This is a genomic window from Thermococcus sp. JCM 11816, from assembly GCF_055396515.1.
Genome location: NZ_AP043741.1, coordinates 1376230 through 1402392 on the forward strand (window position 1 = coordinate 1376230; position 26163 = coordinate 1402392).

General features: G+C 51.9%; 31 protein-coding genes, 2 tRNA genes and 1 rRNA gene. 23 read left to right on the forward strand and 11 right to left on the reverse strand.

Features of this window, described 5'->3' with window-relative positions:
* The first annotated feature begins 57 nt into the window (after positions 1–57).
* Both ACZ5TN_RS07825 and ACZ5TN_RS07830 read left to right on the forward strand, forming a co-directional pair.
* The gene (locus ACZ5TN_RS07825; RefSeq protein WP_464916418.1) at positions 58–918 is read left to right on the forward strand and encodes a fumarate hydratase; all 861 of its coding nucleotides are present in this window, start codon (positions 58–60) and stop codon (positions 916–918) included.
* Positions 909–1427: a FumA C-terminus/TtdB family hydratase beta subunit gene (locus ACZ5TN_RS07830; protein WP_464916419.1), complete on the forward strand. Its 519-nt coding sequence runs from the start codon at positions 909–911 to the stop codon at positions 1425–1427. Before ACZ5TN_RS07825 ends, ACZ5TN_RS07830 begins: the two co-directional genes overlap by 10 nt.
* Here the strand turns inward: ACZ5TN_RS07830 and ACZ5TN_RS07835 are convergent.
* A complete protein-coding gene (locus ACZ5TN_RS07835) occupies positions 1402–2679 on the reverse strand; it encodes an NAD(P)-dependent malic enzyme (RefSeq protein ID WP_464916420.1) in 1278 nt (425 codons plus the stop codon). The two genes, ACZ5TN_RS07830 and ACZ5TN_RS07835, sit on opposite strands and share 26 nt — an antisense overlap.
* 165 nt (positions 2680–2844) lie before the next feature.
* Between ACZ5TN_RS07835 and ACZ5TN_RS07840 the strand changes: the two genes are divergently transcribed.
* Positions 2845–2922 (forward strand) — tRNA-Ala (locus ACZ5TN_RS07840).
* Between the two features lie 703 nt (positions 2923–3625).
* Here the strand turns inward: ACZ5TN_RS07840 and ACZ5TN_RS07845 are convergent.
* Both ACZ5TN_RS07845 and rrf read right to left on the reverse strand, forming a co-directional pair.
* Positions 3626–3703, reverse strand: a tRNA-Asp gene (locus ACZ5TN_RS07845).
* A gap of 10 nt (positions 3704–3713) precedes the next feature.
* A 5S ribosomal RNA gene (rrf, locus tag ACZ5TN_RS07850) occupies positions 3714–3835 on the reverse strand.
* Between the two features lie 62 nt (positions 3836–3897).
* Here rrf and scpB point away from each other — a divergent pair.
* The 4 genes from scpB (at position 3898) to ACZ5TN_RS07870 (ending at position 6871) form a co-directional block, all read left to right on the forward strand.
* Complete coding sequence (scpB, locus tag ACZ5TN_RS07855) at positions 3898–4482, forward strand: SMC-Scp complex subunit ScpB (protein WP_011250912.1); 585 nt, start codon at positions 3898–3900, stop codon at positions 4480–4482.
* A 127-nt stretch (positions 4483–4609) separates the two neighbouring features.
* Complete coding sequence (locus ACZ5TN_RS07860) at positions 4610–5680, forward strand: OB-fold nucleic acid binding domain-containing protein (RefSeq protein ID WP_011250911.1); 1071 nt, start codon at positions 4610–4612, stop codon at positions 5678–5680.
* 10 nt (positions 5681–5690) lie between these two features.
* Entirely contained in the window at positions 5691–6068 is a 378-nt protein-coding gene (locus ACZ5TN_RS07865) for a replication factor A complex, RPA14 subunit (protein WP_011250910.1), read from the forward strand.
* On the forward strand, positions 6065–6871 hold the full coding sequence (locus ACZ5TN_RS07870) for an OB-fold nucleic acid binding domain-containing protein (protein ID WP_464916421.1): 807 nt from the start codon (positions 6065–6067) through the stop codon (positions 6869–6871). Before ACZ5TN_RS07865 ends, ACZ5TN_RS07870 begins: the two co-directional genes overlap by 4 nt.
* Before the next feature lie 10 nt (positions 6872–6881).
* Here ACZ5TN_RS07870 and ACZ5TN_RS07875 read toward each other — a convergent pair whose 3' ends face one another.
* The 3 genes from ACZ5TN_RS07875 to ACZ5TN_RS07885 are packed head-to-tail and all read right to left on the reverse strand — an operon-like array spanning position 6882 to position 9201.
* On the reverse strand, positions 6882–7262 hold the full coding sequence (locus tag ACZ5TN_RS07875; RefSeq protein ID WP_054839490.1) for a hypothetical protein: 381 nt from the start codon (positions 7260–7262) through the stop codon (positions 6882–6884).
* A 5-nt stretch (positions 7263–7267) separates the two neighbouring features.
* Positions 7268–8101, reverse strand: a complete 834-nt coding sequence (locus tag ACZ5TN_RS07880) for a geranylgeranylglycerol-phosphate geranylgeranyltransferase (protein WP_464917577.1) — start codon at positions 8099–8101, stop codon at positions 7268–7270.
* A gap of 44 nt (positions 8102–8145) precedes the next feature.
* Entirely contained in the window at positions 8146–9201 is a 1056-nt protein-coding gene (locus ACZ5TN_RS07885) for a Clp1/GlmU family protein (RefSeq protein ID WP_464916422.1), read from the reverse strand.
* A 148-nt stretch (positions 9202–9349) separates the two neighbouring features.
* Between ACZ5TN_RS07885 and ACZ5TN_RS07890 the strand changes: the two genes are divergently transcribed.
* Complete coding sequence (locus ACZ5TN_RS07890) at positions 9350–9814, forward strand: Lrp/AsnC family transcriptional regulator (RefSeq protein ID WP_464916423.1); 465 nt, start codon at positions 9350–9352, stop codon at positions 9812–9814.
* Here the strand turns inward: ACZ5TN_RS07890 and engB are convergent.
* A complete protein-coding gene (gene engB, locus ACZ5TN_RS07895; protein ID WP_464917578.1) occupies positions 9809–10360 on the reverse strand; it encodes a GTP-binding protein EngB in 552 nt (183 codons plus the stop codon). The genes ACZ5TN_RS07890 and engB overlap by 6 nt on opposite strands.
* Positions 10361–10456: 96 nt before the next feature.
* Between engB and ACZ5TN_RS07900 the strand changes: the two genes are divergently transcribed.
* Positions 10457–11107, forward strand: a complete 651-nt coding sequence (locus tag ACZ5TN_RS07900) for a hypothetical protein (RefSeq protein WP_011250903.1) — start codon at positions 10457–10459, stop codon at positions 11105–11107.
* Here the strand turns inward: ACZ5TN_RS07900 and ACZ5TN_RS07905 are convergent.
* Entirely contained in the window at positions 11104–11274 is a 171-nt protein-coding gene (locus ACZ5TN_RS07905) for a preprotein translocase subunit Sec61beta (RefSeq protein ID WP_011250902.1), read from the reverse strand. The two genes, ACZ5TN_RS07900 and ACZ5TN_RS07905, sit on opposite strands and share 4 nt — an antisense overlap.
* A 132-nt stretch (positions 11275–11406) precedes the next feature.
* Between ACZ5TN_RS07905 and ACZ5TN_RS07910 the strand changes: the two genes are divergently transcribed.
* The 14 genes from ACZ5TN_RS07910 to ACZ5TN_RS07975 all read left to right on the forward strand — a co-directional run bounded on the left by ACZ5TN_RS07910 (position 11407) and on the right by ACZ5TN_RS07975 (position 23150).
* A complete protein-coding gene (locus tag ACZ5TN_RS07910) occupies positions 11407–11784 on the forward strand; it encodes a 30S ribosomal protein S6e (RefSeq protein WP_011250901.1) in 378 nt (125 codons plus the stop codon).
* A 204-nt stretch (positions 11785–11988) separates the two neighbouring features.
* On the forward strand, positions 11989–12408 hold the full coding sequence (locus ACZ5TN_RS07915; protein ID WP_464916424.1) for a hypothetical protein: 420 nt from the start codon (positions 11989–11991) through the stop codon (positions 12406–12408).
* A 136-nt stretch (positions 12409–12544) separates the two neighbouring features.
* On the forward strand, positions 12545–12937 hold the full coding sequence (locus tag ACZ5TN_RS07920) for a hypothetical protein (RefSeq protein ID WP_054839483.1): 393 nt from the start codon (positions 12545–12547) through the stop codon (positions 12935–12937).
* Positions 12938–13080: 143 nt separating this feature from the next.
* Positions 13081–14313 (forward strand): translation initiation factor IF-2 subunit gamma, encoded by a 1233-nt coding sequence (gene eif2g, locus ACZ5TN_RS07925; protein ID WP_464916425.1) that lies wholly within the window; start codon positions 13081–13083, stop codon positions 14311–14313.
* Positions 14314–14355: 42 nt separating this feature from the next.
* Positions 14356–14778 (forward strand): PIN domain-containing protein, encoded by a 423-nt coding sequence (locus ACZ5TN_RS07930; protein WP_464916426.1) that lies wholly within the window; start codon positions 14356–14358, stop codon positions 14776–14778.
* A gap of 119 nt (positions 14779–14897) precedes the next feature.
* Positions 14898–15674, forward strand: a complete 777-nt coding sequence (locus ACZ5TN_RS07935; RefSeq protein ID WP_464917579.1) for an HD domain-containing protein — start codon at positions 14898–14900, stop codon at positions 15672–15674.
* Between the two features lie 32 nt (positions 15675–15706).
* The gene (locus ACZ5TN_RS07940; protein WP_464916427.1) at positions 15707–16363 is read left to right on the forward strand and encodes a DUF434 domain-containing protein; all 657 of its coding nucleotides are present in this window, start codon (positions 15707–15709) and stop codon (positions 16361–16363) included.
* A gap of 152 nt (positions 16364–16515) precedes the next feature.
* The gene (locus tag ACZ5TN_RS07945) at positions 16516–18339 is read left to right on the forward strand and encodes a hypothetical protein (protein ID WP_011250892.1); all 1824 of its coding nucleotides are present in this window, start codon (positions 16516–16518) and stop codon (positions 18337–18339) included.
* Between the two features lie 31 nt (positions 18340–18370).
* The gene (locus ACZ5TN_RS07950; RefSeq protein ID WP_011250891.1) at positions 18371–19012 is read left to right on the forward strand and encodes a DUF432 domain-containing protein; all 642 of its coding nucleotides are present in this window, start codon (positions 18371–18373) and stop codon (positions 19010–19012) included.
* 1 nt (position 19013) lies between these two features.
* The gene (locus tag ACZ5TN_RS07955) at positions 19014–20090 is read left to right on the forward strand and encodes a mechanosensitive ion channel family protein (protein ID WP_464916428.1); all 1077 of its coding nucleotides are present in this window, start codon (positions 19014–19016) and stop codon (positions 20088–20090) included.
* A 173-nt stretch (positions 20091–20263) separates the two neighbouring features.
* On the forward strand, positions 20264–21391 hold the full coding sequence (locus tag ACZ5TN_RS07960) for a hypothetical protein (RefSeq protein WP_464916429.1): 1128 nt from the start codon (positions 20264–20266) through the stop codon (positions 21389–21391).
* A complete protein-coding gene (locus tag ACZ5TN_RS07965) occupies positions 21354–22052 on the forward strand; it encodes an ABC transporter permease subunit (protein WP_464916430.1) in 699 nt (232 codons plus the stop codon). Before ACZ5TN_RS07960 ends, ACZ5TN_RS07965 begins: the two co-directional genes overlap by 38 nt.
* On the forward strand, positions 22049–22498 hold the full coding sequence (locus ACZ5TN_RS07970; protein WP_464916431.1) for a hypothetical protein: 450 nt from the start codon (positions 22049–22051) through the stop codon (positions 22496–22498). Before ACZ5TN_RS07965 ends, ACZ5TN_RS07970 begins: the two co-directional genes overlap by 4 nt.
* Positions 22482–23150, forward strand: a complete 669-nt coding sequence (locus tag ACZ5TN_RS07975; RefSeq protein WP_464916432.1) for an ATP-binding cassette domain-containing protein — start codon at positions 22482–22484, stop codon at positions 23148–23150. Before ACZ5TN_RS07970 ends, ACZ5TN_RS07975 begins: the two co-directional genes overlap by 17 nt.
* Here ACZ5TN_RS07975 and ACZ5TN_RS07980 read toward each other — a convergent pair.
* Genes ACZ5TN_RS07980 through ACZ5TN_RS07990 form a run of 3 tightly spaced genes read right to left on the reverse strand, consistent with a single transcriptional unit; the run spans position 23147 to position 26136 of the window.
* Positions 23147–24499, reverse strand: coding sequence for an RsmB/NOP family class I SAM-dependent RNA methyltransferase (locus tag ACZ5TN_RS07980; RefSeq protein ID WP_464916433.1), 1353 nt, complete (start codon positions 24497–24499; stop codon positions 23147–23149). The genes ACZ5TN_RS07975 and ACZ5TN_RS07980 overlap by 4 nt on opposite strands.
* Before the next feature lie 39 nt (positions 24500–24538).
* The gene (locus tag ACZ5TN_RS07985; RefSeq protein ID WP_464916434.1) at positions 24539–25468 is read right to left on the reverse strand and encodes a hypothetical protein; all 930 of its coding nucleotides are present in this window, start codon (positions 25466–25468) and stop codon (positions 24539–24541) included.
* A gap of 38 nt (positions 25469–25506) precedes the next feature.
* A complete protein-coding gene (locus ACZ5TN_RS07990) occupies positions 25507–26136 on the reverse strand; it encodes an METTL5 family protein (protein WP_464917580.1) in 630 nt (209 codons plus the stop codon).
* Between the last annotated feature and the right edge of the window lie 27 nt (positions 26137–26163).

Consider the following 26163-nt stretch of genomic DNA (forward strand, 5'->3'; position numbering starts at 1 on the left):
CTCTATTTTGTCAAACTTTTTAAGTATCCTTTCTCATTTTTGATCGGTGGGTGTCTATTGAAAGACCTCGTTGACCCTATTGTTGATGCCATCAAACTCGCGGTCACGACAATTCCAGGGGACACTGTTAAAGCACTCAAGCAGGCCTACGAGAGCGAGGAGAGTGAAATAGCGAGATTCAACCTCGGCAACATTCTGAGGGCGATTGAGATTGGAAAATCCAGGATAGTTCCTGTCTGCCAGGACACGGGGACACTGACATTCTTCGTGAAGGCTGGCATTGGAAGTCCTTACCTGGGCGAGATTGAGAGGGCGATCATAGAGGCAACGAGGAGGGCGACCCTTGAGATTCCGCTGAGGCCCAACGCCGTTGACGTGCTCACTGGCAGAAACTCGGGCGACAACACGGGGAAGGGCGTACCGGTGATCCGCTGGGAGCTGGTTGAGGGAAGCGACGTTGAGATAGCCGTTCTCCCCAAGGGCGGCGGGAGCGAGAACTGCTCCGCCCTGGCGATGCTGACTCCAGCTCAAGGCTGGGAGGGCGTTAAGCGCTTCGTCCTTGAGCGGGTAACGGAGTGCGGCGGAAAGCCCTGTCCGCCCATAATTCTCGGGATCGGCGTCGGTGGTGGGGCCGACTACTCCCTAACCCTAGCCAAGAAGGCCCTTCTGAGAAAGGTCGGCGAGAGAAACCCGGACGAGAGGATAGCGGAGCTTGAAGAAGAGCTGCTCACCGAGGTTAACTCCCTCGGGGTTGGCCCTATGGGCATGGGAGGGAAGACCACAACCCTCGATGTTAAGATTGAGGTTGCGCACAGGCACCCTGCGAGCTTTCCAGTTGGTTTGGTTGTCCAGTGCTGGGCGAACAGGAGGGCCATCCTCAGGATAAAGCCCAACGGGAGGGTCGAGGTTTGGCAGTGAGGATGAAGACGCCCCTGGGCGAGGAAGTCCTGGAGCTTAGAGCGGGCGACGTCGTTTACCTTTCGGGAAGGATTTATACTGCACGAGACGCGGCCCACAGGAAGATTATCGAGCTCTCGAAGAGAGGTGAACTTCCCTTCGAGCTTGAAGGCGCAGTAATCTACCACTGCGGCCCCGTGATCAGAAGAAAGGAGGACGGATGGGAAGTCGTCTCGGCGGGCCCAACGACGAGCGCGAGGATGAACCGATACCTCGATGAAGTCCTGTCCCTCGGCGTCAGGGGGATAATAGGAAAGGGCGGCATGGAGGTCGGGCCTTTCGTTGGGAGGGCCGTTTACTTTGCCTTCACCGGAGGGGCTGGCTCTCTGGCAGCTGAGAGTGTGAAGAGGGTAGTTGACGTTTACTGGCTTGATGAACTGGGGATCCCTGAGGCCGTGTGGGTGCTTGAGGTGGAGGACTTCCCTCTTCTCGTCGCGATAGACTCTAGGGGGAACTCCCTCTACCGCTAAAGGCCTTTCTTTTCTCGTTCAATGGTTCGATGAAGGTCGAGTAGAACTCCCTGAGCCTCCTCGTGTGCTCCTCGACCCACTCACCGCTTACCTTTCTCCCCGCAACGCCCTCTTTCATGGCCGCCTCAGCGACTGCCCTCGCCTCCTTCGGGAAAACGTCAGGATGGAGCGGAGAGGGGATTATGTAATCTTCGCCCAGCTCGTCATCGCTCACGACCGAGGCTATAGCCTCAGCGGCCGCCAGCTTCATGCCTGGCGTTATGTCTTCTGCTTTAACGTCGAGGGCGCCCCTGAAGATTCCGGGAAAGCCGAGCACGTTGTTTATCTGGTTCGGGAAGTCGCTCCTTCCCGTGGCAACGATCCTTGCCCCCGCCCTCTTCGCTTCTTCCGGCATTATCTCGGGGATTGGATTGGCCATCGCGAAGACTATTGCATCGTCGGCCATAGCCCTAACCATATCCGGGGTTACTATCCCGCCAGCACTGACTCCGATAAAAACGTCGGCCCCTTCCATTGCCTCCTTCAGGCCGCCTTCTATCCCGTGGATGTTGTATTTCGCGATCTCGCGCTTGTACGGGTTGAGGTCCTCCCTGCCCTCGTGTATTATGCCCCTTCTGTCAACGGTGACTATCTCCTTGACACCAACGCTGTGGAGGATCTTCGCTATAGCTATCCCAGCCGCCCCCGCGCCGCTGATCGCGACCTTTATCTCGCTGAACTTTTTGCCAACGAGCTTAAGGGCGTTTATCAGCCCGGCGAGGGTTACAACGGCCGTCCCGTGCTGGTCGTCGTGAAAAACTGGTATGTCGAGCCTCTCCCTCAGCCTTTCCTCTATCTCAAAGCATCTGGGTGCTGAGATGTCTTCCAGGTTTATCCCGCCGAAGCCGGGGCTTATCAGCTCGACGGTTCTGACGATTTCGTCAACGTCCTTCGTGTTGATGAGGATGGGGAAAGCGTCCACGCCCGCGAGCGCCTTGAAGAGAACAGCTTTTCCCTCCATGACGGGCATTCCGGCGACCGGCCCTATGTCCCCGAGGCCCAGAATTGCTGAACCATCGGTAACAACCGCCACGGTGTTCGGTATGACGGTGTACTCGTCTGGATCGGCTCCGTTGGCTATCGCCTTCGAGGGCTCGGCAACGCCGGGAGTGTAGGCGAGGCTCAGGGTCTCCCTGTTAACTGGTACCTTCGGTATGACCTCTATCTTCCCATTTCCAGGAAAGTTGTCCCTATGGAATTCGAGGGGATTCATGCCACCACCTGAGGTAGTGACCCCCCAGATGTTAAAAACTCACCCCTTCCACTGGAAAATAAACTCATTTTTGTGTAACAACGTACCTCCCCGTGCTCACTGGACGCCATAGATTTCATGACCAAAACTTTTTAAAGCAGGGGAGTGTTCACTAATACCGGGTGTGGGCCGGTAGCTCAGCCTGGTATGAGCGCCGCCCTCGCAAGGCGGAGGCCGCGGGTTCAAATCCCGCCCGGTCCACCATAGAAACTTTTCTGGCGAAAAGTTTCATCAAAGAGCGAATGTCCTTTTTAAACTGCTGGGTTTCAGTGATTCTCACTGCTCAATCAGCGGTTTTTAATGGGTTTGCTCGTAGTATAACGCCCGAAGGGCGTTAAAAAAAGAGAAAACCCGGATTTTTCTGCAAATTTGTCGTGAGAATCCTTATTCTGAGCAAATTCGCGAGGACATTCAAGCTTTTGGTGAAGCTTTTTCTAAAAGCTTCCTCGCGAAGTTTGATCAAGGTTGGTGGTTCCGTTTAGAATTGCCATTCTGCGAGGATTTTCACAGCACATAAACTAGCCTCATGGAATTCACTAAATTTCGACTATCGAGAAGGAGTTTTTCTCACCTTGACGCCCTACGGGCGTCGATTAAAAGTAAACTCACTCCGAAAGCTCTCACTAAAATTGAATTCACACTTAAACAAGAGCCCTTAATGAAAAATCCATTTCAAAACCGTTTACAAACAAGAACCACAAACTTTGATGAAACTTTGCCTTGCAAAGTTTCTTTGGTCAAGCTTTTTCCAAAAGCTTGCTGGAGAAGTTTCATCAAGGCTCGTGGTTCCTTCTAAAGTTGCCATACCTTCTAGTGAGATCTTCCCGGAGAAATTTCAAACTCAAACACAGTCTTTAAGAAGCAGTTAGAAACATTCCGCCAGCGCTTTGCAAAGCAAAGGGCTGTATGGCGCCCGGGCCGGGATTTGAACCCGGGTCACGGGAGTGACAGTCCCGTATGATGGGCCGGGCTACACCACCCGGGCGCATGATAGTGGCCGGCGGCGTTCCCGGTTTCCCGCCCCCTCTCGGAGGGCAGTACACCCGGGAACGCTGGCGGGCTTAACTTCCGGGGTCGAAACGAGACCGGGTGTGGCCCCGCCGCTATGGCCGCCGTGCCGATAACCACTCCAAGGATGGGTTTATAAATCTTACGGTGAAGTTCTCCTCAGGTGGTAGCATGGGACTGCTTGAGGACAAGGCCCTCGTGGAGGCGGCACTTTTTGTGGCCGGAAGACCGCTGAGCCTGAAGGAACTCTCAAAGGCACTGGGGATAAAATCACTGGAGTACCTGGAAAAGCTGATAGAGCTTATAGCGGCTGAGTATGCCGAGAGGAAGAGCGCGATAGAGGTCGTTAGAGTGCTCGAGGACAAGTACGTGATGCAGGTCAAGCAGGAGTACAGCCAGAGGGTCATCCACCTCATGCCGAAGCCAGACCTGAGAACTGGAGAGCTGAAGACCCTGGCGCTGATTGCATACCTCCAGCCGGTCGAGCAGAGCAAGATAATCAAGCTCCGCGGCAGTCAGGCCTACGAACACATAAAACGGCTCGTTGAAATGGGCCTGGTTTACGCCGAACCATACGAGAGGACAAAGCTCCTTGGAACGACGAAGAAGTTCGCCGAACTCTACGGATTCCCTGAGAACGATCCGGTTCTAATAAAGGAGGCCTTCAAAAAGGTCGTCAATGCCGAATACAGCGACCTGATGGCCAAACTTGAGGGCAAAGGTGAAGAAAAAGAAGAGGAAGCTCCGTCCGATTGAAGTTTTTCTAGGCCCTATAGTTTTCCCATTTCTGCTTTTGGGCAAAGTTTTTCTCCTTTAGCCTCAACGAAGTCCTTGGAGAAAGCTTTAAATACTCATATTGCCAATTACTATCAGGGTGAGTGCTATGGAAGTTCTGACAAAGGACGAGATAATCAACCGGATTATCCGGGAGAGAGGACTTTCGAGGTCTGAAATCGAGGAGAAAATACGTGAACTGGCCAAGATGCACGGTGTTTCGGAAAACGCTGCCGCCGTAATGCTCGCAGAGGAGCTTGGGGTAAGCCTTGGAAAGGAAGAGGAGATGCTGTACATCAAAGACCTCGTTCCAGGGATGACGGGAGTGAACATAGTCGCGAGGATCAAGAGAAAGTTTCCGCCGAGGGAATACACAAGAAGGGACGGTTCAACGGGCAGAGTGGCCGACCTTATCATTTACGACAGCACGGGCCAGGCGAGGCTCGTTCTCTGGGATGCAATGGTGGCAAAGTACTACGACGACCTGAACGTTGGCGATGTAATCAAGGTCATAGACCCCACTGTCAAGGAAGGAATGAGGGGCGTGGAACTCCACGCAAACTTCAGAACGAGGATAATCAAGAACCCGGAGGACCCGCGCGTCGAGGAGATTCCTCCGCTTGAAGAGGTCAGGAGCTACAACTATCGCAGGGTTCAGATAAAGGAGCTTCAGGGCGGTGAGCGCTTCGTAGAAGTCCGCGGAACGATAGCCAAGCTCTACAGGGTGTTAGTTTACGACGCCTGCCCCGAGTGCAGGAGGAGGGTGGACTACGACCCGTCAACGGACACTTGGATATGCCCCGAGCACGGGCCGGTGAACCCCGTGAAGATAACCGTCCTCGACTTCGGCCTGGACGATTCAACGGGCTACATCAGGACAACTCTCTTCGGCGACTCCGCGGCGGAGCTGATCGGAGAAGAGCCAGAAGTCATTGACGAGAAGCTCAAGAAGCTCATAGATGAGGGACTGACCCCAAAGGAAGCGGGGAAGAGGCTTGCCGAAGACGAGTACTACCCGCTCATTGGAAAGGAAATCGTGGTTAGGGGGAGCGTCGTGGAGGACAAGTTCCTTGGAACTCTCTTCAAGGCAAGGAGCTGGGACGAGGTTAACGAAAAGGCCGAGATAGAGCGCGTGAGGAGGGAGCTCTACCGCGAGCTGAAGGAGTACGGCCTTGAGTGAGGTGGTTGGAATGGAGGAAACGAGGTTTAGAAGGAGAAAGCCCGCAGTTGAGAGGAAGATAGCTGAGATAAAAGAAGACGACACCCGCGTCTCGCTCATCGGGAAGGCCTTCAAGGTCGACAAGATGGACTACACCTTCTGGCTCGACGACGGCACGGGTGTGATCCTCGTCGAGAGCGAGGAGAACGTCCTCCCGGAGAACGGCCAGATAGTCAGGGTAATCGGAAGGGTCATCAGGGAGGAGGAAGGTATCCACATCTTCGGCGAGGTCGTTCAGGACTTCAGCGATGCAGACCTCGAGGCCCTTGAGGAAGTGAGAGAGCTTGAGAAGAAGATCCTTCCAAAGGTTGAGGGGATAATCGAGTTCTTCGGAGGTGGTGAGGAATGAAGAAGCGCCTACCAGCGAGCAGGGTCTACATCAGGGACATCCTCGAGGGCTACTACGTCAGGAGCGACGGCGACTTTGAGCCGAACTACCTCATAACCAAGGACGCGAGAAAGGTCTACCGTGTCAAGGTTGTCGCCACCGTCGTAAGGGAACCCGTCATAAGCGACGACGAGACCTACGGAAAGTTCCAGATAGACGACGGGACGGGAACGATATGGGTTCTCGGCTTCCGCGACGACACCCGCTTCATAAGGCTCGTGAAGAAGGGTGATTTGGTTCAGATCATAGGAAAGGTTGCAGAATGGCGCGACGACAAGCAGATACTAGTTGAAGGAGTCGCCAGGGTCAGCCCCAACTTCTGGATACTCCACCGCTTTGAGACCCTCAAGGAGAAGGTCGAGCACGCCGAGAAGGCCAAGATAGCCTTCGAGATATACGACAGGTATGGTATAACTGCCAAGGCTAAAGTCATAGCCAAGAACAAGGGTGTTGACGAGGAGCTCCTCCAGACGATAGACGAGCTGTACACCCTGGTGCTTGAGCAGAGGACCCTTGAGGAAGAGCTGTTCGAGGAGGAGACCGAAGAAGAGGAGGAGAAAACTGAGGAGAACCCCGAGGTTGAAAAGGCCAAAGAGGCCATCATGAACCTCCTGAGGGAGAAGGGCAAGGCCCTGTCCCACAAGTTCATCGTGAAGAAGCTGTCCTCAGAGTTTGATGAAGAAATAATAGAAGAGGCAATAACTCAGCTCCTCGCCGACGGCGAGATCTACGAGCCGGAGATAGGCTTCTACGAGCCGCTCTGATCTTTTTCTTTTAATACTGTTCTCTCATTGTCCTGATGACCGGGTCGTGTATGAGCGTCGAAGTGATGCTGTCCACCATCCTGAAAAACTCGTCCTTTCCTCTTTCAAGGTCGAGGCTCTCAAGCTTTATCAGCCTGCACTCGTCTCCGAGTATCCACTTTCCGAGGAGAATCTTCTCCCTGTCTCCCTTTCTCATGTCTATCCTGACGAGACCGTAGGGTATGTCGGCCGTCCACCAGTTGGCCTTGAAGGTTATTCTCCATCCGGCCTTTTCAACGACTTGGGCCAGCTTTTCCATCGTCGTTCCAGGGCCGTGCGGCGTCTTGAACGTTATGACAGTCCAGAGTTCGTCCTTCTCAAGCTCTCTAATCAGTTCTTTCTCAAAATCCATATCCATCACCTCACGAGCGAAGCTATCAGGAAAGCGACCACAGCCAGGAACACGCTCACCTTGAGGAGTATCTGGGCGCGGTGAGCGGTCTCCCTGTCCTGAGACCTCAGTATGAGGAACGCAGAGTACAGTATTACCGCATCCACGGGGAGCATGGCGAGATAGCCAAGGCCTATGCCAGCCTTAACGGGCAGGAAAGACGCTATGACAGTCAGAATCGCGAACAGAGCGCCGACGTAGGCGGCCTTCTTCTTACCGATCAGTATAGGGAGGGTTTTAGCGCCTTTTGCCATGTCACCCTCGATGTCCTCTATGTCCTTTATGACCTCCCTCGCGACGTTAACGAGGAAGGCACACAGGGCGAGCGTCCCAGCAAGGCCAATCTCACCAACGGCTATTGCACCGTAGAGGGGAGTAGCGCCAGTTAGGGAGGCCACAACGACGTTTCCGATAAAAGGCATCGGTTTCAGCTTCCATGCGTAGATGAACATGAGAGCATACGCAACGACAGCCAGCAGGAAGTCCCAGATGTTTATGAACCAAGCGAGGACAATACCAGTTGCAAAGAGAGCCACTGAGTACCAAAGAGCCGCTTTTCTACTCATGGCCCCCCTCGGAAGCGGTCTCTCAGGCCTGTTTATCTTATCTATCTCGTAGTCAAAGTAGTCGTTTATTGTGTTCCCGCCGGCGCATCCAAAGAGAACAACTAAGAACACGAGGATGGCGGTTTTTAGCTCTGGAAGACCCCCAGCGGCCACTATCGAGCCTAAGACACCCACTATCCCAGCAAGCAAACAGTTGTGGGATCTTGTGATCTCGATGAATGCCTTGAGTTCCATTAGGGGCACCTAACTAAATTCTGTCGGAAGTTTTTAAAGGTTTGCTAAAGCTCATCGCGCCGCAACAGGCCCAGCTCCTCCCCCTCTTCCGTGACCCGTATACGTCCAAAGCGGATTTCTCTGACTCCCGAGAGGTCTCTAACGGGAGTTAGAATCTGAAGTCTTCCCTCACTGAAGTTGATCCACTTGAGGACTCCAACTCCCATACACAGACCCTCGCCGTCTATGAGGCCCACGAGCAGGTTGCTCAGCTTTTCAAAATCGATAGCCTTCAGCTCCCGTGAGTGAGCACGCGGGAACTTCTCAACGTCCGCCTTAACGACGGTATAGCCCTTGTTCTTCCAGCCAGCCACTACCAGCCACCCAAAGGCCTTCTCAAGGAGCTCCTTTTCGTCAGCGTTCAGGGGTATCCCGTGGAAGAGGGAAGTGCCAGTTATGGCGACCTCAGATGCGCTGAACTCGGCAAGCTGGGAATCTCTGAAATAGTTCCGCCATTTCTCGGCACGCAGGTTTCTCCTCTCTTCAAGAGGATATCTCTTCACGGTTTCACTGACAGCCAGTTCGATTACCTCCCCATACGGTTCCAGAGCCTTAACCAGGCCTGAGAGTTCTCCCGAGTGAATAACCGCAATAATGTCAGGTTTTACCAGTTCTGCCTTAAGACGCTTCATCTCCGCCCCAACACCCGTAACAAAGCCAGTCGTGTCTATCAAAACTACGTCAGCAACGTTTCTAGCGATGTCCACCATGCGTTTTACTCCAACTGCCATTTCACCTATAAACTGTGAGGGAGCAGTCGTTCCAACGAAGTAGTGTGCCACTCCCTCAAGCTCACTCATGCTCTCAAAAGGCCCCTCGGGAATGGCGAGGCTTATCGTCCCGGGAGGAAGAACACCCTTTTGGCCGACGTCAGAGTCCACCACGGCAACCTTAAAACCCAGAGACAGGAGTTCGTTTCCAAGAAACGTTATTAGCGTGCTCTTCCCGCTGTCCACACCCCCAACCACCATGAGCGTAAACGGCTTGTTGTAGCTCGCTATACTCTCCAGGAGTTTAATCCTATCCTCAGGGACGTCCTGCGTGTACCTAGCCTTGTTCATGGTTTCGAATTCCCCCTGCAGGTTAAAAATGTTGGCCATCGGCATAAAACAGGAAAACTTATAAGTTTGACTTCTGTTCCAGTGATTACCGAAAGGTTGAGTTTTACATTTATCGAGATCAAATTTGGAAAATTTGGAGGTGAAACTAATGAACGAAGGCGGCACACTGACACCACGCCAGCTGAAGCTTTTGAAAAAGCTCTACCAGGACGGGAGAACAATAGAGGTTCACACCGTTGAAAAGACACAGGACGAGCTGTCAAAGGAGCTTGGAATAACGAGGCAGGCCCTTAGCAACCACCTCAAGGTGCTTAAGGAGCTTGGATACATCAGGACGGGCAGGGGCTTCATAGATCTAACTGACAAGGCCCTTGAACTCCTTGGAGAGAAGAAAGGGGACGTTTTTGTCTTCGTTAAAATCGAACCGACAAAGAGAAAGCAGGTCTACGATGCCATAAGGAAGCTGAACCTGAAGAAGATATACCGCGTTACAGGGGACATAGACCTGATCATTGAAGCAGATAAGGGCAGGCTGGACGAAATTTTGGAGGAGATAGCGTCGCTGGACGGCGTAAAAGAGACGAACACGCATCTCGTCCTCGAGACGCTATGACTTTCTCCTTTTCTTTTCCATCAGGGTCTTGAGGGCGTCAAGGTTCTTTCCAAATTTTGCGGATATCGGGACGAAAGTCTCATTGACCTCGCCGTAGGGAACGCCAAACTTTTCGGCCAGGAAGTTTATGACCGCTCCAACGTTCTTTACCTTGTCTATCTTGTTCACAGCAACGATCGTCGGTATCTCAAGCTCACGGAGGAACTGGTAGAACTCCACATCAATAGGTATCTCACCGCGCTTCTCCCAGCGTTCGATGATTTCTGGAGCGGCCTTTCCGTCAACGACAAGAACGGCCAGTTCTATTCTATCTGCGTTGTCCTCGATGAAGTGCACTATCTCGTCCTTTATCCTCTCCTGGACTTCCTTCGGCAGGCCGCTCATAAAGCCGAAGCCTGGAAGGTCAACCACCTTTTTCCCGCGCCACTCAATCTCAATCGGTCTTCGGGTAACGCCGGGGCGCTTTCCTCTCTTAACCTTTTTTCCAGTGAGCTGAAATATCAGGGTGCTCTTTCCGACGTTTGAGCGCCCCGCGAATATTATCATCGTTCCACCACCCGCGTTCTTCAACTCAGGGTCGTTTATAAACCTTGGCGGAAAGGTTAAGTAGAAGTTGGACGTAAAAACTGCGGTGGTGTTACGGTGGAAGGGGATGCCAAGGCAAACCAGCTCATCAACAAGTTTGTAATCTCCCTTACCGAAGGAAAGATACTCGGTTACGTTACCGACATCAACGTTGAAGTTGAAGGAAACAAGTTCTACTTCATCCTGAAGATGAAAGAAGTTGAAAACCTCGGAAGCGGGCAGAGCGTTTTTACCAGCGAGAGGAAGCTTAAGATAAGCCCCGATGATATAGTAAACGTCGGCCCCCACGTCATAATACTCGGAAACGGCAAAGTTCCGCCGCTCCGCGAGATAGAGAGGCTTCACCAGATAGCGGAGGAGTATAACAACCTCGTTTCAGAGCTTGAGGCCAAAGAAAAGCTGATTGAGGAACTTAAGGAGGAGAACTACCGCCTCAAGAGGGAGCTTGAGGAGCTCCAGCGCGAGCTCAGAAAGTATCAAGTCATGAAGGAGGACTTCGAGAACCTCAAGGAGCAACTGATAAGACAGGAGGGCCAGCTTGAGATGGCGAGGGACTACATAAGGCTCCTAGAGGGCATGAGGGGAGACATCGACAAGATAAAGAGCACCGTGGAGGCACTCATCGAGAAACAGCTTGAAGAAGTAGTTAGGGGAATAATAGACGAGGAGCTCAACGCGAGGGGATTAAAGAAAACGAGCTTCCTTTAGCCGAATATGCTTGAGCCGAACATGTGGAGTATGAACTCAAAGGCGATCAGCAGGAGCGTCAGGGCTATAACGCCCTTCGGGCTGACCTTGACTGCCCTGGTGTCCTCGTCAAAGAACCTCATCAGACCCGCACCAGTTGGGGGGAGCGTCGCCTTTTCCTTTGCCATATTTTCTCACCTTCTCCAGTTCTTCAGTTGGTTTATTTAAATTTCACGATAAGGTTTTTAAATGCACCGCTTAAGAGCGGTCGGGAAAGGGGCTACCCCAATGAATCCCGCTGATGAATGGAGGTGGGAGGAATGGCGACCTTCAAGCTGGTTATATCGAACCCAAAGAACGGAGTTGCGAAGCAGGTTGAGATAAGCGGCCCAGAGGCTGACAAGCTTATTGGAAGGAGAATAGGCGAGGAAATTCCGGCGAGCGAGCTCGGCCTCAACCTCTCCGAGATATTCGGTGAGGAGATTCCGGCCGACGCCAAGCTCAAGATCACCGGAGGAACCGACAAGGACGGCTTCCCCATGAGGCCCGACGTCCACGGCCCGAGGAGGGTTAAGATTCTCCTCTCACGCGGCCCCGGCTTCAGGCCCAGGGAGAGGGGCGAGAGGAGAAAGAAGACCGTCCACGGCAACACCATCAGCCCGAACATCGTTCAGGTGAACATGAAGATAGTGTTCTGATCCTTCTCTCTAATTTTGCTCAAGTTAGTTCCAATGTTTTCAATTCTTTGTATTAGATCTGCATCCCCCTATTGGGCTTCTTTCGGTCGATTCTACGCGGAAAAACGCTACTCTAAATAAAGTCATGCTTAGAAAAAGAAGGAGTTTTTATATCGATTAAAAGGAAAGATTTATAAGCATATTTTGTAAACTTAATTTCAACTGGTGGTCATCATGAGAACGATAACAAGAAAAGTGGGGGTCTCTGCCCTTATAGTCGTTCTTTCTTTCTTGACGGGATTTCTCCTCGGGGTCAACTTAGGGGGGATACTCCCGCTTGCACTCTATCTCGTGGGTCTGCTATTGGGTTCCATTGCGGTGGCGTTCGTTGCCTCCAGGCTTGAAGTTGGACCAGGGGACCTAGCAAGGACCGCCTTAATCATCGTCCCCGTCGTTCTTGCGGCCGTTCTAGGACTGATAAGGATTGTGGCCTCTTTCCTCGAGGCACCTGCGTCAGGTCCAACAGAGGGCGAGGGGTCTATGATAGTGCTGCTATTCCTCCTACTCCCGGCCATTCTGCTGGGCCTTCTGGGGAGTCTCTTTGAGCTCTCCCTCTGGAAGAGGGACGGGAACTCTCCCAGCTGACCTTTAATCTTTTGCCGTTACTCTTGAAAAAACGTGAATACAATGCAAGCAATCTCAATGAGAATAACATAGATCCAGGAGAATTTTACAGAGTGAAGGCCCTCTTCAGGCTGTCCGACTTCTGGAGGTATCGAAAATGAAGCTCTACGGGACTGAGGTTTCCTTTATCACCTTTTTACGCTTTTGGGTTAGTGAGCTGGTTTTAGCACTCCTTGGCGGATACTTTGGAAGTAATGGTTTTTATCCGGAGGCACTCCTGATGACGGGAGGGGTATTCTGGCTCAGCTTTTCCGCCATTACTTGGCTGGCGTGTATGGAGTACAAAAGATCCAAAAACTGCTCATTAGAAGCCAAAATGGGAGCTATATTCTTCGCAATCATCCCTGCATCCAACGTCCTCGCGTGGATTTTCGGGTTTTACCCGTATTCAACCCTGATAATCTCACTGCTCTGGACGCTCCTAGTGTTCAAAGTGGGGATAAAACTCGGCGCCAGGGAATTCCTGCGAATTGTCCAAGAGGAAGAGTGAACATTCACGACCCTGCAAGAAATAAGGATGCCTCCAGAACATAGCCGAAAATAAAATCCAAGCCATCTGCCAAAATCACGAGGAATGTCCATGAAGAAACCTTAATAAGCGCCCGCCTTTTCTACTCATTAGAGGTGAGAGAGATGGCGAAGAAGAAGGAGTTTAGGCAGGCCGAGGTTAACATCGGTATGGTCGGTCACGTTGATCACGGTAAGACGACACTCACAAAGGCCCTAACTGGAATCTGGACAGATACACACAGCGAGGAGCTGAGAAGGGGTATTACAATCAAGATAGGCTTTGCCGATGCAGAGATAAGGAAGTGCCCGCACTGCGGCAAGTACTCAACCTCCCCGGTCTGTCCCTACTGCGGCCACGAGACTGAGTTCGAGAGGAGAGTCTCGTTCATCGACGCTCCAGGCCACGAGGCGCTGATGACGACCATGTTAGCAGGAGCGTCCCTCATGGACGGCGCGGTTCTCGTCATAGCGGCCAACGAAGGAGTGATGCCCCAGACGAGGGAGCACCTGATGGCCCTTCAGATAGTCGGCAACAGGAACATAGTCATAGCCCTCAACAAGATTGAACTGGTTGACAGGGAGAAGGTCATGGAACGCTACCAGGAGATCAAGGAGTTCGTCAAGGGCACAGTTGCGGAAAACGCCCCGATAATCCCGATTTCAGCTCTACACGGTGCTAACGTTGATGTGCTTCTCGCGGCGATAGAGGAGTTCATACTGACTCCAAAGCGCGACCCGAACAAGCCGCCCAAGATGCTCGTTCTTAGGAGCTTCGACGTGAACAAGCCAGGAACACCGCCGGAGAAGCTCGTTGGCGGCGTCATAGGCGGTTCGATAGTCCAGGGCAAGCTGAGGGTCGGCGACGAGATAGAGATAAGGCCCGGCGTCCCCTACGAGGAGCACGGAAGGATAAAGTACGAGCCGATAACGACGGAGATTACATCGCTCCAGGCCGGCGGTAGGTTCGTGGAAGAGGCCTATCCTGGCGGTCTCGTTGGCGTTGGAACCAAGCTCGACCCGTTCCTCACCAAGGGCGACCTGATGGCCGGAAACGTCGTCGGAAAGCCAGGTCAGCTACCGCCCGTCTGGGACGAGCTTACACTCGAAGTCCACCTGCTTGAGCGCGTCGTCGGAACCGAGGAGGAACTCAGGGTCGAGCCGATAAAGAGGAGGGAAGTCCTCCTGCTCAACGTCGGCACAGCAAGGACGATGGGGCTGGTAACGGGCCTCGGAAAGGACACCGTCGAGCTCAAGCTCCAGATACCTGTCTGCGCTGAGGTCGGCGACAGGGTTGCCATCAGCAGGCAGGTTGGGAGCAGGTGGAGGCTCATCGGCTACGGCTTCATAAGGGAGTGACTTTTCTTTCCCAATTTCAATTTTGAAGTCCTGGTGGTTCTTATGAGCGAAAGCCGAAGGCGCGAGTGGCTGGTCGTCCCGGACACGAACTTTCTCCTCGTTCCCGGCCAGTTTGGTGTGGACATAATCAGCGAGCTCCACAGGATTCTCGATGTTAAGTTCAGGGTAGTGGTTCCAAACGTCGTCTTGGATGAGCTGAGCGTCATAGAAAGGAAGTCTCGTGGGAGAGACTTAATGGCCGTCAGGATGGCGAAGAAGCTGGCGGAGAGGTTTGAAACTGTTGAGATCGGCCGCTTTGGGGAGAGACCTATAGACGACCAGATATTCGACTTCGCGGTGAGGAACGAGCGCGTTATCGTCTGCACGAACGACAAGGGGCTTAAGAAGAGACTCCGCGAGAAGGGCGTTCCAGTCGTCTACCTCCGCTCGAAGAAGATTCTGGAGCTTGAGGGGATGCTTGAATGAGCTGAGTTTTTGAATTCCAGTGCCTATTCTGGCCCACTTAACAGCTCGTTTTATCCACTTCACCGTTCAAAACCCTTAAAACTAAACTTTCTCCAGTTTCGGGAATGGGAGGTGAGAAAATGTACACGGAAGAGGGACTTCTGAATGAAATCCGCGAGCTCATGGACGATGATGAGCTCTTTAAGATGTACGAGAGGGCCTTCAGGGAGTACCACTACTACTTCGACACGACGAACTACATCGTTCTCAACGTCTACAACTTCAACGACCACGGGCCCATTCACGTTCTACTGACGACGAGGAGGGCCCTTGAGCTCCTCAGGATAATCAGGAAGTTCGGCATCCAGACGACGGCTGAAAAGCTTGGAAAGCCCTTCCGCTGGAGCAAGTTCATCGTCGCCTTCGGCGCACTTTTCCACGACATCGGCAACATGATACACAGAACGCCCCACTACCAGTTCAGCGTTTTCCTCGCGGAGCCGATAATAGATAAGCTCGTAAGAGAGTTCGAGAGAGAAGACCCGCTCCTTCTCAAGGCGCTCACGCTGAACGCAATCTACACCCACGACGAGCACGTGCCGTGCACCACTATAGAAGGTTCTCTGGTAACGATAGCGGACGGCTGTGATATGGAAGAGGGCAGGAGCAGGCTCGTCCACAAGAAGGACAAGGTGGACATCCACGCCGTTTCGGCCCTCGCCATCAAGAGGGTTGAGATCAAGGAGGGAAACGAGGAAGAGCCAATACTAATCGAGATCTGGATGAAGCACCCTGCGGGAATCTTCCAGGTGGACGAGATACTGACCAAAAAAGTCAAGAGCTCCCTCCTCAGCGGAAGGGTCAGGCTCAGGATACACACGGGGGCAGACGGGGAGATATTTGAGAAGGTCGTCTAAAGGCTTTTAATCTCCCCGCCCTATTCTTTCCCATGTCTCTCCCCGATGCTTACCGCGACCTCAAGTACCTCCTCAACAGGGGCTACCCCAAGAAGAGCGCCCTGAAGTTTGTTGCTGACCACTACAGGCTCCCGCTGAGGGATAGATACCTTCTGGCGAGGTGCGTCTTTACCGACACGTGGATCGCCGAGGTTAGAAGAAAACTTCTAAAGCCCGGAGAGCTTGAGGGAAAGGTTTTAGCCGTTGACGGCTTCAACGTCCTCATAACCCTTGAATCCGTCCTCGATGGCGAGGCGATACTCTGCGAGGATGGTCTGGTTAGGGATTTGAAGTACCAGGGGAAGTATAAGATCACCGAAAGGACACCAGAAGTGGTTGAAATTGTCGTTGAATCACTTTCCAGGCTGAAAGTTTCCAAAGCGATCTTCTTCTACGGCAAGAACGTCCCAAAGAGCGGGGTTGTTCGGAAAATTACCGAAGAAGCTCTGCGGAAATATGGCCTGAGTGGGGAAGTGAGGCTCGTAAAAAGCCCGGACTTCGAGCTCAAGGCCTTTAGCACAGTCGCAACGGCGGACATAGGGATAATCTCAAAGGTGGAGCACGTTTTTGACGTCCCCCTCCACGTATCAGGGAGACTTGGAGTAGAGATCAGGAATATTTTTGATATATTTCAAGTCGAAAAGCGCTAAATTAAATAATATTCTCGGAGTATACCCGGAATAACTACAAACTAGATTTGGAGTTTTGAAAAACCCTTAAATAGAATGAGGGACAAAATTAACTCAAGGCATCATGATGTATTGCCCGCTTTCCTTTTCTGCGGGTCTTGGAGGGAAAATATATGAAAACCCTGACAACTACGCTGGTTGTTTTATTGCTGGTTGGTTTAGTGTTGGCGAGCGGCTGCACTGGTGGAGGAAATAATGAGGGAGGCCCTTCCTACACCTCGCACGAAGAAATCTCCGGGGGTTCTTCCGGATCAACCTCGGAAGAAACTACGGGTACTTCCGAGTCCTACTCGGCAACCTGGCAGACCCCGTGGGACGCCTACCACCCCATTAGCCTGAATGGGGGCTCGTACTATATTACAGAAGTTGAGTACACCTTCACTCTCAAGACTTCTGACGGCGAAAAGACATTCAACATTATCAAAAAGCGTGGCTACGTGAAGGCCCACGTTTACGCCGAGGAGAACGGCGAAAAGAAAGACCTGGGTGAGTTTAACCTGTTCGCCTACTACGGGAAGATAATCCCCGTAACTGGAAACGGAACGCCCTTTGAGTACATAGTAATGGTCAGGGAGAGAAGCGAGGACAGCGACAAATACTTCTTGGAGCCAGTACCAAACTTCGGAGTCCTCACAACGGGAAGCGCCGTTGTGGCTGAGGCAAAATCCGGAAATTCTTACTTCTACTGGAGCAACCCAGGAGCTATAGGACAGTATAGCGAACTTCCATACACCGAAGGTGACCTGAACGAAGTCCTTGGGGACATGGGGAGCTACCTCTACACCTTCTGGCTTTCGATGTTAAGCTCAGGGGTCTGGAGCGGTCTGGAGGATCGCGACCTGATGAAGGCAGAGGAGTACGATTACAGCTTCCCACCCTTTGCGTACCATTACAGGATAGACCCGGACGGGACGGTTACCTTTGATGGTAATGACTTCGGGGTCAGCAACGTTGAATGGAGCTACTCTTTCGGAGGGGTTACTCTCCAAGGAAGGGCAGAGATATCGCCCGCTCTTCCAATCCCCGTTGAGACCGAGGGGACGTTCGTTGACCTGAGCTCGGGGGCAAAGGCATACTCAAAGATAAAAATTGAAGGTCTGAAGCTCTCAAAGGAGTTCGGTGGAATAAGCGTGAGCATCGAGAAGCCCACCTCGGAAGGCACGAGTACTGAAACAGCTAGTGAGACCCAGACGGAAACTTCAGCTCCCTCAGAAAGTTCTCAAAACTGGCAGAGAGCCTGGGACGCCTCGGAACCAATAGAAATCCATGGCAACCAGTACCTACTGAAAAGTGTGGCCTACGACATCACCTACAAGACACAGAACTGGGAAGTGCACTACACGATGGAGCGCGGCTACAACGAGACCGATGATGGCTACGTTGCCTACGCTATAGTCCATATGGACGACGGCTCAACATACCGCTTCGAGGTCTATACCTCAAACATAGATGAGTACACGGGCTGGGTTCTCTGGATTCCCTCCGTCTTCGAGCTGATTGAGAGTGGATCCAGCTTTGAAAAATACACCGTACAGGGGCCAAACTGCGGCTACACCTACGGTGAGAGCGGGATATCAGGGGACATGAACTGCGGTATGGAGATAACTAACAGCCTCTTTGACCAGATATGGGACGTTTACAACGGCTTCGCGGGCGGAATCTACGGCGATGTCGTATACGTTGCAGACCTCTCCTCGAACGGGGAAGGCTACACAGTCCAGAAAGACGGGAGCGTGAGTTTTGCTGGGATGACATTCGACGAGTATGTAATTCAGTGGAGCGGCCTCATGCAGGGTTATGTAACCGCCAACGGAAAGACCGCGGTTGTTCCAGAGCTTCCAATTCCTGTGGAGATCGAAGCTTCATTGGCGATGCCAGAGGGGGCAATGTACTTCCACATCACAGTGAAGGATGTGGAGCTCGCCCCGGCGAGCTAAAGCTTATATCCTTTCCTTCCCATTTTCTTCCATGTTTGGAGAGCACGAACTCAGGACTCAGTTCATCAAAATAGCCGATAAAAAAATCCACCTTCTCGAGGATAAGGGGGGGATAGTCAGATATAGGCGTGACGATTTTGAGGTCATTATAAAGAACAACGGAGAAAAACTGAAAGTTCTCCCTGCCCCGGCCTTGGGCTACGGGGTAAAGCTTCTCATGATAAAGTTCAGGGACCCCCTTGTAATACCCCCAAAAGACGCTGTAGCTGGGTTCGTTGAGGCTCCCATAGAGGTTGACGTTAAAATCGGCGATCTAACAATCGATCACTTCATTCTCGGGAAGGAGAAGTACGCCCTCTACGGTGCCATAGAGGCCGGTGTAATCTGCCGCTATCAGGTTAGTCCCTTCTACACCGAGGAACCAGAATCCATAGGGGTGGCGAAGCTCATAGTCTCCAACCCCTCTTCCGAGTGGAAGCCACTTGAGAGGGTTGTCGTCCCAATAAAGGGGACTTCAATGTACTACGAGAACACAAAAGCCTACTATCCCTTACTTCTTGTCACGCTCAAGAACCACAGCCCGGAGGTAAACAACACGGGAAGGCCGCCAAAAGAGGGCCTGAACGCAGTTGGAAAAGGCCTTTCGCTACCTAACTTCCTGATGAGGTGGTAGCATGGGGGCTGCGAACACTACCTCCCTCTGGAATCAGGGCGTTCTGGGGAAAAAGCTTCTCTTCACCTTAACCACAGGCGCCGTTGTAAAGGCGGTTTTAATCCTCGTGGTGGGCCTTGTAATAGCGAAAGTTCTCAGGAAGTATTTGCTCAGTCTTGCCAGAACCACAAAATACGTCTGGATAATCAACGAGGATACTGCATCAACGCTTCACAACATGGTGGTGGTCGTTGCTCTTGTTTACTCTCTCGACGCTCTTGGGGTCCTCTCAATTACCGTGGCTGGCACCAGCCTGAGCAATATCCTCGCTGCCTTCCTTGTGTTCTACTTCTCCTACGTCCTTGCCAAAAAGTCAAAAGACTACATCATAATGCGTTCTTCAAAGCAGAAACTTCCGGAAGTTCAGCTCAAGGCGAAGCTCTACTACTATACCTTCGTCACGCTGGCGTTCTTCATAGCCCTTAACATAGCCGGGCTGAGCGGGAGGCTCTCGACGATAGTGGCGGCGGCGGGGATAACGGGTATCGTCCTCGGTTTTGCATCCCAGACGGTAGTTGCCAACTTCATCTCGGGCATATTCATGTACTTCGACAAGCCGCTTAAGATAGGCGACCCCGTTGAAGTGGCCGGTTATTCGGGCGTTGTCCACGACATAAGGATTCTCTCAACGAGGATAAGGACATGGGACGGTCTCCTCGTCAGGATTCCAAACGAGAAGCTCTTCAACAGCGACATAAAGAACCTCCAGAAATATCCAGCGAGGCGAGTGGACATAACCGTCGGCATAGCTTACAAGGAAGATGCGGGGAGGGCGATAGAGGTGATAAAGAAGACCCTCGATGAGATGCCCTATGTTCTGGCTGAGCCAGAGCCGATGGTCTTCGTTGATAACCTCGGGGACAGCAGCGTCAACATAGCTGTAAAGGCATGGGCACCGAGCGAGAAGTGGTTCGACGTGAGGTGGGAGATAGTTCAGAAAATAAAAGAGGCTCTGGATAGAGAAGGCATCGAGATACCCTTCCCGCAGAGGGTCAACTGGTTCGCGGAGGAGCTGAGGGTGAAGGTGGAGAAGGACTGACCCAACTCCCTCATTTTTCTATACTCAATAGTCCTGAGATCTCTTGCCCTTTAAAGCCAAACGTTGGGCAGGTTGGATGACATGAATAACTTATTATTACCATTCTTGAACCCAGCAGTATCAACACCAATATCAAAAAATTTTATATGGGCTAAATTAAATTTAGTGTAAGCATGCAGAAACAGCATGCGGTGGGCAATATGCGAAAACACGCAGGATTACATATCAGGAGAGGGGTTTTATCTCTTTTCGTGGTTTTCGTCGCCATCTCAACTCTGAGTATAGTGGTGTCCTCAAGACCATACTGGGCGACTCCGGGGACTTATTTTGAGTACACAGCCAGGGGAGATCGTGCGGTGATTATTGAATGTCACAACGGAACCCTCTATTTTGGAACCTATGGTGTGCTCAGGTGGGAGATACTGGATGTTGCCAGAGACCAAATCGAGCTAAAGGCCCAGCTCAGGGTTTACAACCTCACGATGCATTATCAGAGAGCACTAAATGCTGAGGAGGGCCTCAAAAAGGCCAGGGAATTAATCGAGATGTACTCGAGTCTGAACTTCACACAAAGTGGTCCCTGCAGAGTTGCAGATGTTCAGGCTGGGAGAGTCAAGGTATGTGAAAGGGCCGATGGTGTTCTCATAGCAATTGAAGAGACAAACCAAACTTACTGGCTATACGCAGGGGATAACGGAGCCACTGAGGGCCTGTTCTCAAATGCGACGATCCCAAATTTGTCGAGGTCTATAACTTTCAACGTGTCCCTTACGGACAATTCTGTTTTACACAACGGCAAAAGGCTCGGAATGAACACGCTGTTTCTGACAGATTTGGATGTAGCAGGAAGAACCATTATGAACGGGTGGTTCATAAACGAAGTCAGGGAACTGAATGCGACAGTCCACACGAGATTTGGAGCCTTCAAACCCCCGGTTGTCTTGGTAACTACGAACTTTTACGGGAATTCATCCAACTTTGCGCTCTACGATCCTGGCTCGGGAGTCTTAATTGAGGGATACACCCCGGTATCACCGATCTGGGAACTGTTCGGTTTCAAGAGAGTCCTTTTCTCGGATAGGGAGCACTTCAACAGGACAGACGACCCCATAATCAAAAGCAAGGATATATACGGGTTCGGAATGGTTCTCGAAGATACTAACGCCTTTTATTCTGAAACTGGAATGCTTGAAAACGTCCAAATACCCCTCGATGCCATTGCCGTGTTTGTGCTGGCCATAACAGTTTTCTTGGTGATTGGTTATGAAAGGGCTAAAACTCGTCGTATGGGAAAGCAATGACCCAATAAAGGGCTACATTCTCGTAATCCTCGCTGGAATCTCGGCCTTTTTCATGAAGATGAACCTAATAAAAGCCGTGCCACTCATTTTATCAAACACTCCACAGTCGTGGCTTCATAATTCTCTTTTCATTATGTTCTCAGTGAGCACGTACGTCCCGGTGAGCCTTGGTGTCTCACTTTTGACGGCCCTGACAATAAGGGGAGAACGGGACGACGGCAGTTCCTACTTTCTGTACTCACTCCCCGTGTCAATCCGGACAATAATCCTCTCCAAAATCGTAGGTGTCTACGTGCATTTCCTCGCACTCATACTGATCACACACATCTTGCTCTTTTCACTCCATTTCTCCTCCACCAATAGCCTCAAGGTTGTCGCAGCACATTTTCACGTTTTACTCGCCTTTTACGCTTCGGTTCTCTTTTATATAGTAAGTCTGTCCGCACTCTTCTCGGTGCTGGTTCCAAATGCCCCAATCGCAAGCATGTTATCGTTTTTCACTGTCTTTGTCCTCACATACGTGAAAATTTTCAACCCAGTTTTGACACTCCAAAATATTGCAATAGAAAACGAGCTGAAAACGCTCTTGCCATACCTAGTCGTTTCAGCAGCTCTCATCCCTACAGCAATAGAAATTTCCGCCAGGAGGGACGTGAGATGAACGCCTGGAAACTCGTCCCAGCGGTAATTTTTCTGGTCACCGCAGTGTCCATAGCGTTCCAACTTACAACTGATACCGATGATGTCCGGTACCCTGTTCTACCCCTCGAGGCAACTGAAGTATCATGTTTCTACTCCCCCACTTCTGCGTTAGTTGAGATGTCCTTTATGGGCCAGGGTGATGGGAGCTACACAATAATCGACCTTGATGAGAATAAAACCCTAAAGGAGGGCAAAATTACAGGGGAGATTATCAGGGTTGTCCTGCCTCACCCAGGTTATTATGGTGTGGTCATTAACGGGTCGTATTCAGGCAGCGCAACAATACGGGCCGTCGACGTAGGCTTCCCCACCCAGAACTGGCGGGCGCACTTCCTGACGCTCTCTCTAGCAGTACTTCTCATGTCGCTCGGCTTCTGGAGGGAGAAGGATGATTGGGCGCTTTGAGGATGTTTCCAAGAGAATTGGAAACGTCGAAATTCTGAAGAACATAAATCTGGAGATAGACAGTGGGGTAACCCTCATAGCTGGCCCAAACGGAAGCGGAAAGTCGAGCCTCATAAAACTGCTGGTAGGCTTTTGGAGGCCGAGCAGTGGGAGGGTGACCCTGCTTGGAAGGAATCCCTGGAACAACCCAGAAATTAAGCGGATAGTTGGAATCAGCATAGACCCTCCCTCTCTTCCAAAATACCGGAAAGGAAAGGATTTGATCAAGTTTCTTGAGGAATTAAAAGAGATTAAAGCAGACAGAAATCTTATCCAAAGACTGTTCCCCTATACAGCGGCCCTAAACAGACCCGTTGCAGAATACTCCAGCGGAATGAAAAAACGCCTGAGCATTCTTTTAGCTTTATTGGGGGAGAACGAGCTTCTAATCCTTGACGAGCCATTTTCGGGCCTTGACGTTAGTGGAATATCCGAGGTTGCAAGGATCATCAAACAGAGAGCCGCGAATGGCACGAACATGATAATACTTTCCCATCTGTGGAGGCCGATCTATAACATCATTGACAGGACCGTGGTGCTCGTTGGCGGGGAAGTGGCCTTTGCAGGGGAAAGGGATGAAGGGATAGAGTTCCTTCAGAGGCTCGGTATTTAACAAGCCCGTACTATACGAGATTCGGATCTCCTTTTTTCTATCAGTGCGTAGAAGAAGCCTATAGTCTTGTGCCTGTGGGGCCAGGCCCTCATGGTTCCCTTGAGGAATCCCGGGTCGTATGGTCCGTTTAAGGGCACAAGCTCGGCCCCAGGATGCCGCTCAAGGAACCACTTTACAACTTCCTCGTTCTCCTCGGGAAGCATCGAGCACGTTGAATAGAGCAGCCTTCCTCCGGGTTTCAATAGCTTCCAAGCGCTCTCCATGAGCTCCTTCTGAAGGGCAACCACCTTGGGGATGTTCTTCTCCCTGAGGCGCCATCTCAGCTCGGGGTTCTTCGCTATAGTGCCGTCGCTGGTGCACGGGGCATCGAGGAGAACCCTATCGGCGATTTCTTCGCCGAGCAGCTCTGGGGCGTTTCTCCCATCGGCTTTTATGACCTCTGCTATTTCAACGCCGGTTCTCTTGAGAACCTCTTTCATGCGCTTTATTCTGGCGCTATCTACATCGAAGGCATAGATTTTACCCCTGTTTTCCATCAGTTCCGCCATGTGGGCCGTTTTTCCTCCGGGGGCTGCAGCTAAATCAACAACGGTCTCCCCCGGCTTTGGTGCCAGAACCAGAGAGGCCACCGCAGAGGCTTCCTCCTGTGCTATGGCATAGCCCTTGTTAAAGAGCCACTCAGGGTTGAAGGGGTCGAGGATCCTGATTACAGTGTTCACCCTCTCACTTCTCTCGAAGCGGACGCCCTTCTTTCTTAGGTAGTTTTCTACCTCTTCAACGCTCGTCCTGAGACGATTCACCCTTATGCTCGTCGGAAGGGTCTCGTTTAGTGCCCTGAGAAGTTCTTCGGCCTCTTCACCGAGAAGGGCGCGCATCCTCGCTATGAACCACTCCGGGAAGAGGTACTCCCACTTGAGCCTCTTCTCCTCGGTGTCGAGCTTTGGCACGTAGTTGACGACCCTCGGCAGGAGGTCGTAGTAGTAATAGCCGACGTAGGGGTGCGTTCTCTTCGAGAGAAACTGGGCGACCCCCTTGAGGTGCTGGAGGGTCCTCTCGCTCGGCTCGCGGAAGACCCCCACTTCAACGGCCACCCTTAAAGCGGCCCTCAGCCAGGGGTCGAGGATGAGCGGAGAAACTCCTACAAGCTCTTCTATAACCTCGTCTATCAAACCGAGACGCCTCTGGATTGAGTAGAATATTCCAGTCAGCTTCGAGTTTTCCCAGCCTTCGATTCTGTACTTTGAGAAGGCCCTCCTCTTCGCCTGCTGGCTGGGCTTAACTTCTTCGCCGAGCTTGAGGGCCTCTATGAGGGCATAGAGCTGTCTGTCGCTGAGCTTGAGCTTTGGCACAGAACCACCTGTAAAAAGTTCCGAGTTCGGTTTAAAAGCTCAACCCTTCAGGAAGTCGGGGAGGTCGGAGCGGTCTTCTGTCAGCATTTTGAGCGTCTTCTCTCCATACGGAACGGGGGAGTGGGGCTGTCCAGATAACTCCTCGATGAACACCGCCTCGTACTCAAGGCCTTCCCTTCTCAGCCGCCTTGCTGACTCCCTGGCCTCGGTCGGCCTGAGGGCATAGTACCTCTGGGCGCTTTTTACGAGCGCGCTGAAAACCTCCCTGGCCTTTGACGTTATTATGGCGTCGGGGGCGGACTCCGTGAGGGCCTTTAGGGGAGAGTACAGGTATCTTATCACATCCTCCATGCGGAGGGGTATTGGAGACGTGAGGATTTCGAGCACCAGGTCAAGCGCCTTATCAAATATCACGGGATTATTAGAATTCAGGAGATACGATACCTCTCTTACGACATCCTCGGCACGGATTCCGGGTATGGATTTTGCAAATTTAAGCCCAACGAGCTTCAAGCCGGGGTTATCACTTTTCATAAGCTCTAACACAAGGTTTTCAACGTCCCGATAATCCGCGGGAGGCAACTTATCGGCCGCATCAGCAAGCTCCAGCCAGCGGGGGTCGTTTTGTTCAACGGGAGTATCGAGCATGACCTTCAGAAGGATCCGCAGATCGCCCTTTGTGGGGGGCTCTTGGAGGAGGAGCACCTTCATAACCCTGGCGGCTTTTACCGCTGTCTTCCTGTCTTTCGTAAGCAGGATGAGAAGACGCGGAAAGAGCTCCTTGTATATCTCCCTGTTCGTTCGAAGGGACAGCAGTTCTTCCAAGATAGCCAGAACTCTGAGCTGGAAGCGCTCCTCATCGAGCAGGTGAATTAAAGTGGTCAGTATATCCTCGTCCGCCTGAGCCATGGAGATCAGGCTTTTAGCATCCCATGATTCAAGGGTCTTGATGATCTCATCGTGGACCATACACGTTCCCCCTGTACACTACACCAAGTTGTGGAAGATTACAATATAGCTTTTTCGATTTTCCGCTCAAACCTGTAAACATCAACCAGTATCCTCTCAAGCCTCTTCCTGTGGAAGTGGAACTGGGCCGGGATTTCGAAGGGCAGTGTCAATCGGTGGGTTATGACGAACCCGTTGTCCCTGACGAAGGCCTCTATAAATGCCCTCACCTCGGGCTTTGCAAGGTGAATCGAGTAAACAACGTCGCTCACCTCAAAGGCCTTGATGAGGAAAGGCCTGTCGGCGTGCTTTACCTGGCTTCCAAAGGGAGGGTTCATTATGACTGTATCAACATTTACCGAGAACTCCGAAACGTCCGCGTTTACGAACTCGATTTTGTCTTCGACGCCGAGTGAGCGTGCGTTCTCACGGGCGATTTCAAGCGCTTCTTTGTCCCTCTCGACGGCATAGACATTTTCAGCGCCCAGCAGGACTGCACCGATGCCCAAAACACCGGTACCAGCACCCAGATCCGCGATGACCTTCCCCTCAACTTCGCCGAGGGAGTGGGCTAACCACAAAAGCTCCGCGGCCACATCACCGGGAGTCCTGTACTGCTCCAGTTCTGGTTTGGGACTCTCAAAGCCCCTAAGCCTGGAAAGGAGCATTGCAAGATGTTTTTTCCTTATTTTCGCTTCCATCCCAGCCATTGTTTG

What these genes read in the sequence shown, in the direction of transcription:
- ACZ5TN_RS07835 (WP_464916420.1), bottom strand. Translation starts at nt 2,679, where the DNA reads ATGAATCCCCTCGAATTCCATAGGGACAACTTTCCTGGAAATGGGAAG.
- scpB (WP_011250912.1), top strand. Translation starts at nt 3,898, where the DNA reads ATGGGACTGCTTGAGGACAAGGCCCTCGTGGAGGCGGCACTTTTTGTG.
- ACZ5TN_RS07860 (WP_011250911.1), top strand. Translation starts at nt 4,610, where the DNA reads ATGGAAGTTCTGACAAAGGACGAGATAATCAACCGGATTATCCGGGAG.
- ACZ5TN_RS07865 (WP_011250910.1), top strand. Translation starts at nt 5,691, where the DNA reads ATGGAGGAAACGAGGTTTAGAAGGAGAAAGCCCGCAGTTGAGAGGAAG.
- ACZ5TN_RS07870 (WP_464916421.1), top strand. Translation starts at nt 6,065, where the DNA reads ATGAAGAAGCGCCTACCAGCGAGCAGGGTCTACATCAGGGACATCCTC.
- ACZ5TN_RS07875 (WP_054839490.1), bottom strand. Translation starts at nt 7,262, where the DNA reads ATGGATTTTGAGAAAGAACTGATTAGAGAGCTTGAGAAGGACGAACTC.
- ACZ5TN_RS07880 (WP_464917577.1), bottom strand. Translation starts at nt 8,101, where the DNA reads ATGGAACTCAAGGCATTCATCGAGATCACAAGATCCCACAACTGTTTG.
- ACZ5TN_RS07885 (WP_464916422.1), bottom strand. Translation starts at nt 9,201, where the DNA reads ATGAACAAGGCTAGGTACACGCAGGACGTCCCTGAGGATAGGATTAAA.
- ACZ5TN_RS07890 (WP_464916423.1), top strand. Translation starts at nt 9,350, where the DNA reads ATGAACGAAGGCGGCACACTGACACCACGCCAGCTGAAGCTTTTGAAA.
- engB (WP_464917578.1), bottom strand. Translation starts at nt 10,360, where the DNA reads ATGATAATATTCGCGGGGCGCTCAAACGTCGGAAAGAGCACCCTGATA.
- ACZ5TN_RS07905 (WP_011250902.1), bottom strand. Translation starts at nt 11,274, where the DNA reads ATGGCAAAGGAAAAGGCGACGCTCCCCCCAACTGGTGCGGGTCTGATG.
- ACZ5TN_RS07910 (WP_011250901.1), top strand. Translation starts at nt 11,407, where the DNA reads ATGGCGACCTTCAAGCTGGTTATATCGAACCCAAAGAACGGAGTTGCG.
- ACZ5TN_RS07920 (WP_054839483.1), top strand. Translation starts at nt 12,545, where the DNA reads ATGAAGCTCTACGGGACTGAGGTTTCCTTTATCACCTTTTTACGCTTT.
- eif2g (WP_464916425.1), top strand. Translation starts at nt 13,081, where the DNA reads ATGGCGAAGAAGAAGGAGTTTAGGCAGGCCGAGGTTAACATCGGTATG.
- ACZ5TN_RS07930 (WP_464916426.1), top strand. Translation starts at nt 14,356, where the DNA reads ATGAGCGAAAGCCGAAGGCGCGAGTGGCTGGTCGTCCCGGACACGAAC.
- ACZ5TN_RS07935 (WP_464917579.1), top strand. Translation starts at nt 14,898, where the DNA reads ATGTACACGGAAGAGGGACTTCTGAATGAAATCCGCGAGCTCATGGAC.
- ACZ5TN_RS07940 (WP_464916427.1), top strand. Translation starts at nt 15,707, where the DNA reads ATGTCTCTCCCCGATGCTTACCGCGACCTCAAGTACCTCCTCAACAGG.
- ACZ5TN_RS07945 (WP_011250892.1), top strand. Translation starts at nt 16,516, where the DNA reads ATGAAAACCCTGACAACTACGCTGGTTGTTTTATTGCTGGTTGGTTTA.
- ACZ5TN_RS07950 (WP_011250891.1), top strand. Translation starts at nt 18,371, where the DNA reads ATGTTTGGAGAGCACGAACTCAGGACTCAGTTCATCAAAATAGCCGAT.
- ACZ5TN_RS07955 (WP_464916428.1), top strand. Translation starts at nt 19,014, where the DNA reads ATGGGGGCTGCGAACACTACCTCCCTCTGGAATCAGGGCGTTCTGGGG.
- ACZ5TN_RS07960 (WP_464916429.1), top strand. Translation starts at nt 20,264, where the DNA reads ATGCAGAAACAGCATGCGGTGGGCAATATGCGAAAACACGCAGGATTA.
- ACZ5TN_RS07965 (WP_464916430.1), top strand. Translation starts at nt 21,354, where the DNA reads ATGAAAGGGCTAAAACTCGTCGTATGGGAAAGCAATGACCCAATAAAG.
- ACZ5TN_RS07970 (WP_464916431.1), top strand. Translation starts at nt 22,049, where the DNA reads ATGAACGCCTGGAAACTCGTCCCAGCGGTAATTTTTCTGGTCACCGCA.
- ACZ5TN_RS07975 (WP_464916432.1), top strand. Translation starts at nt 22,482, where the DNA reads ATGATTGGGCGCTTTGAGGATGTTTCCAAGAGAATTGGAAACGTCGAA.
- ACZ5TN_RS07985 (WP_464916434.1), bottom strand. Translation starts at nt 25,468, where the DNA reads ATGGTCCACGATGAGATCATCAAGACCCTTGAATCATGGGATGCTAAA.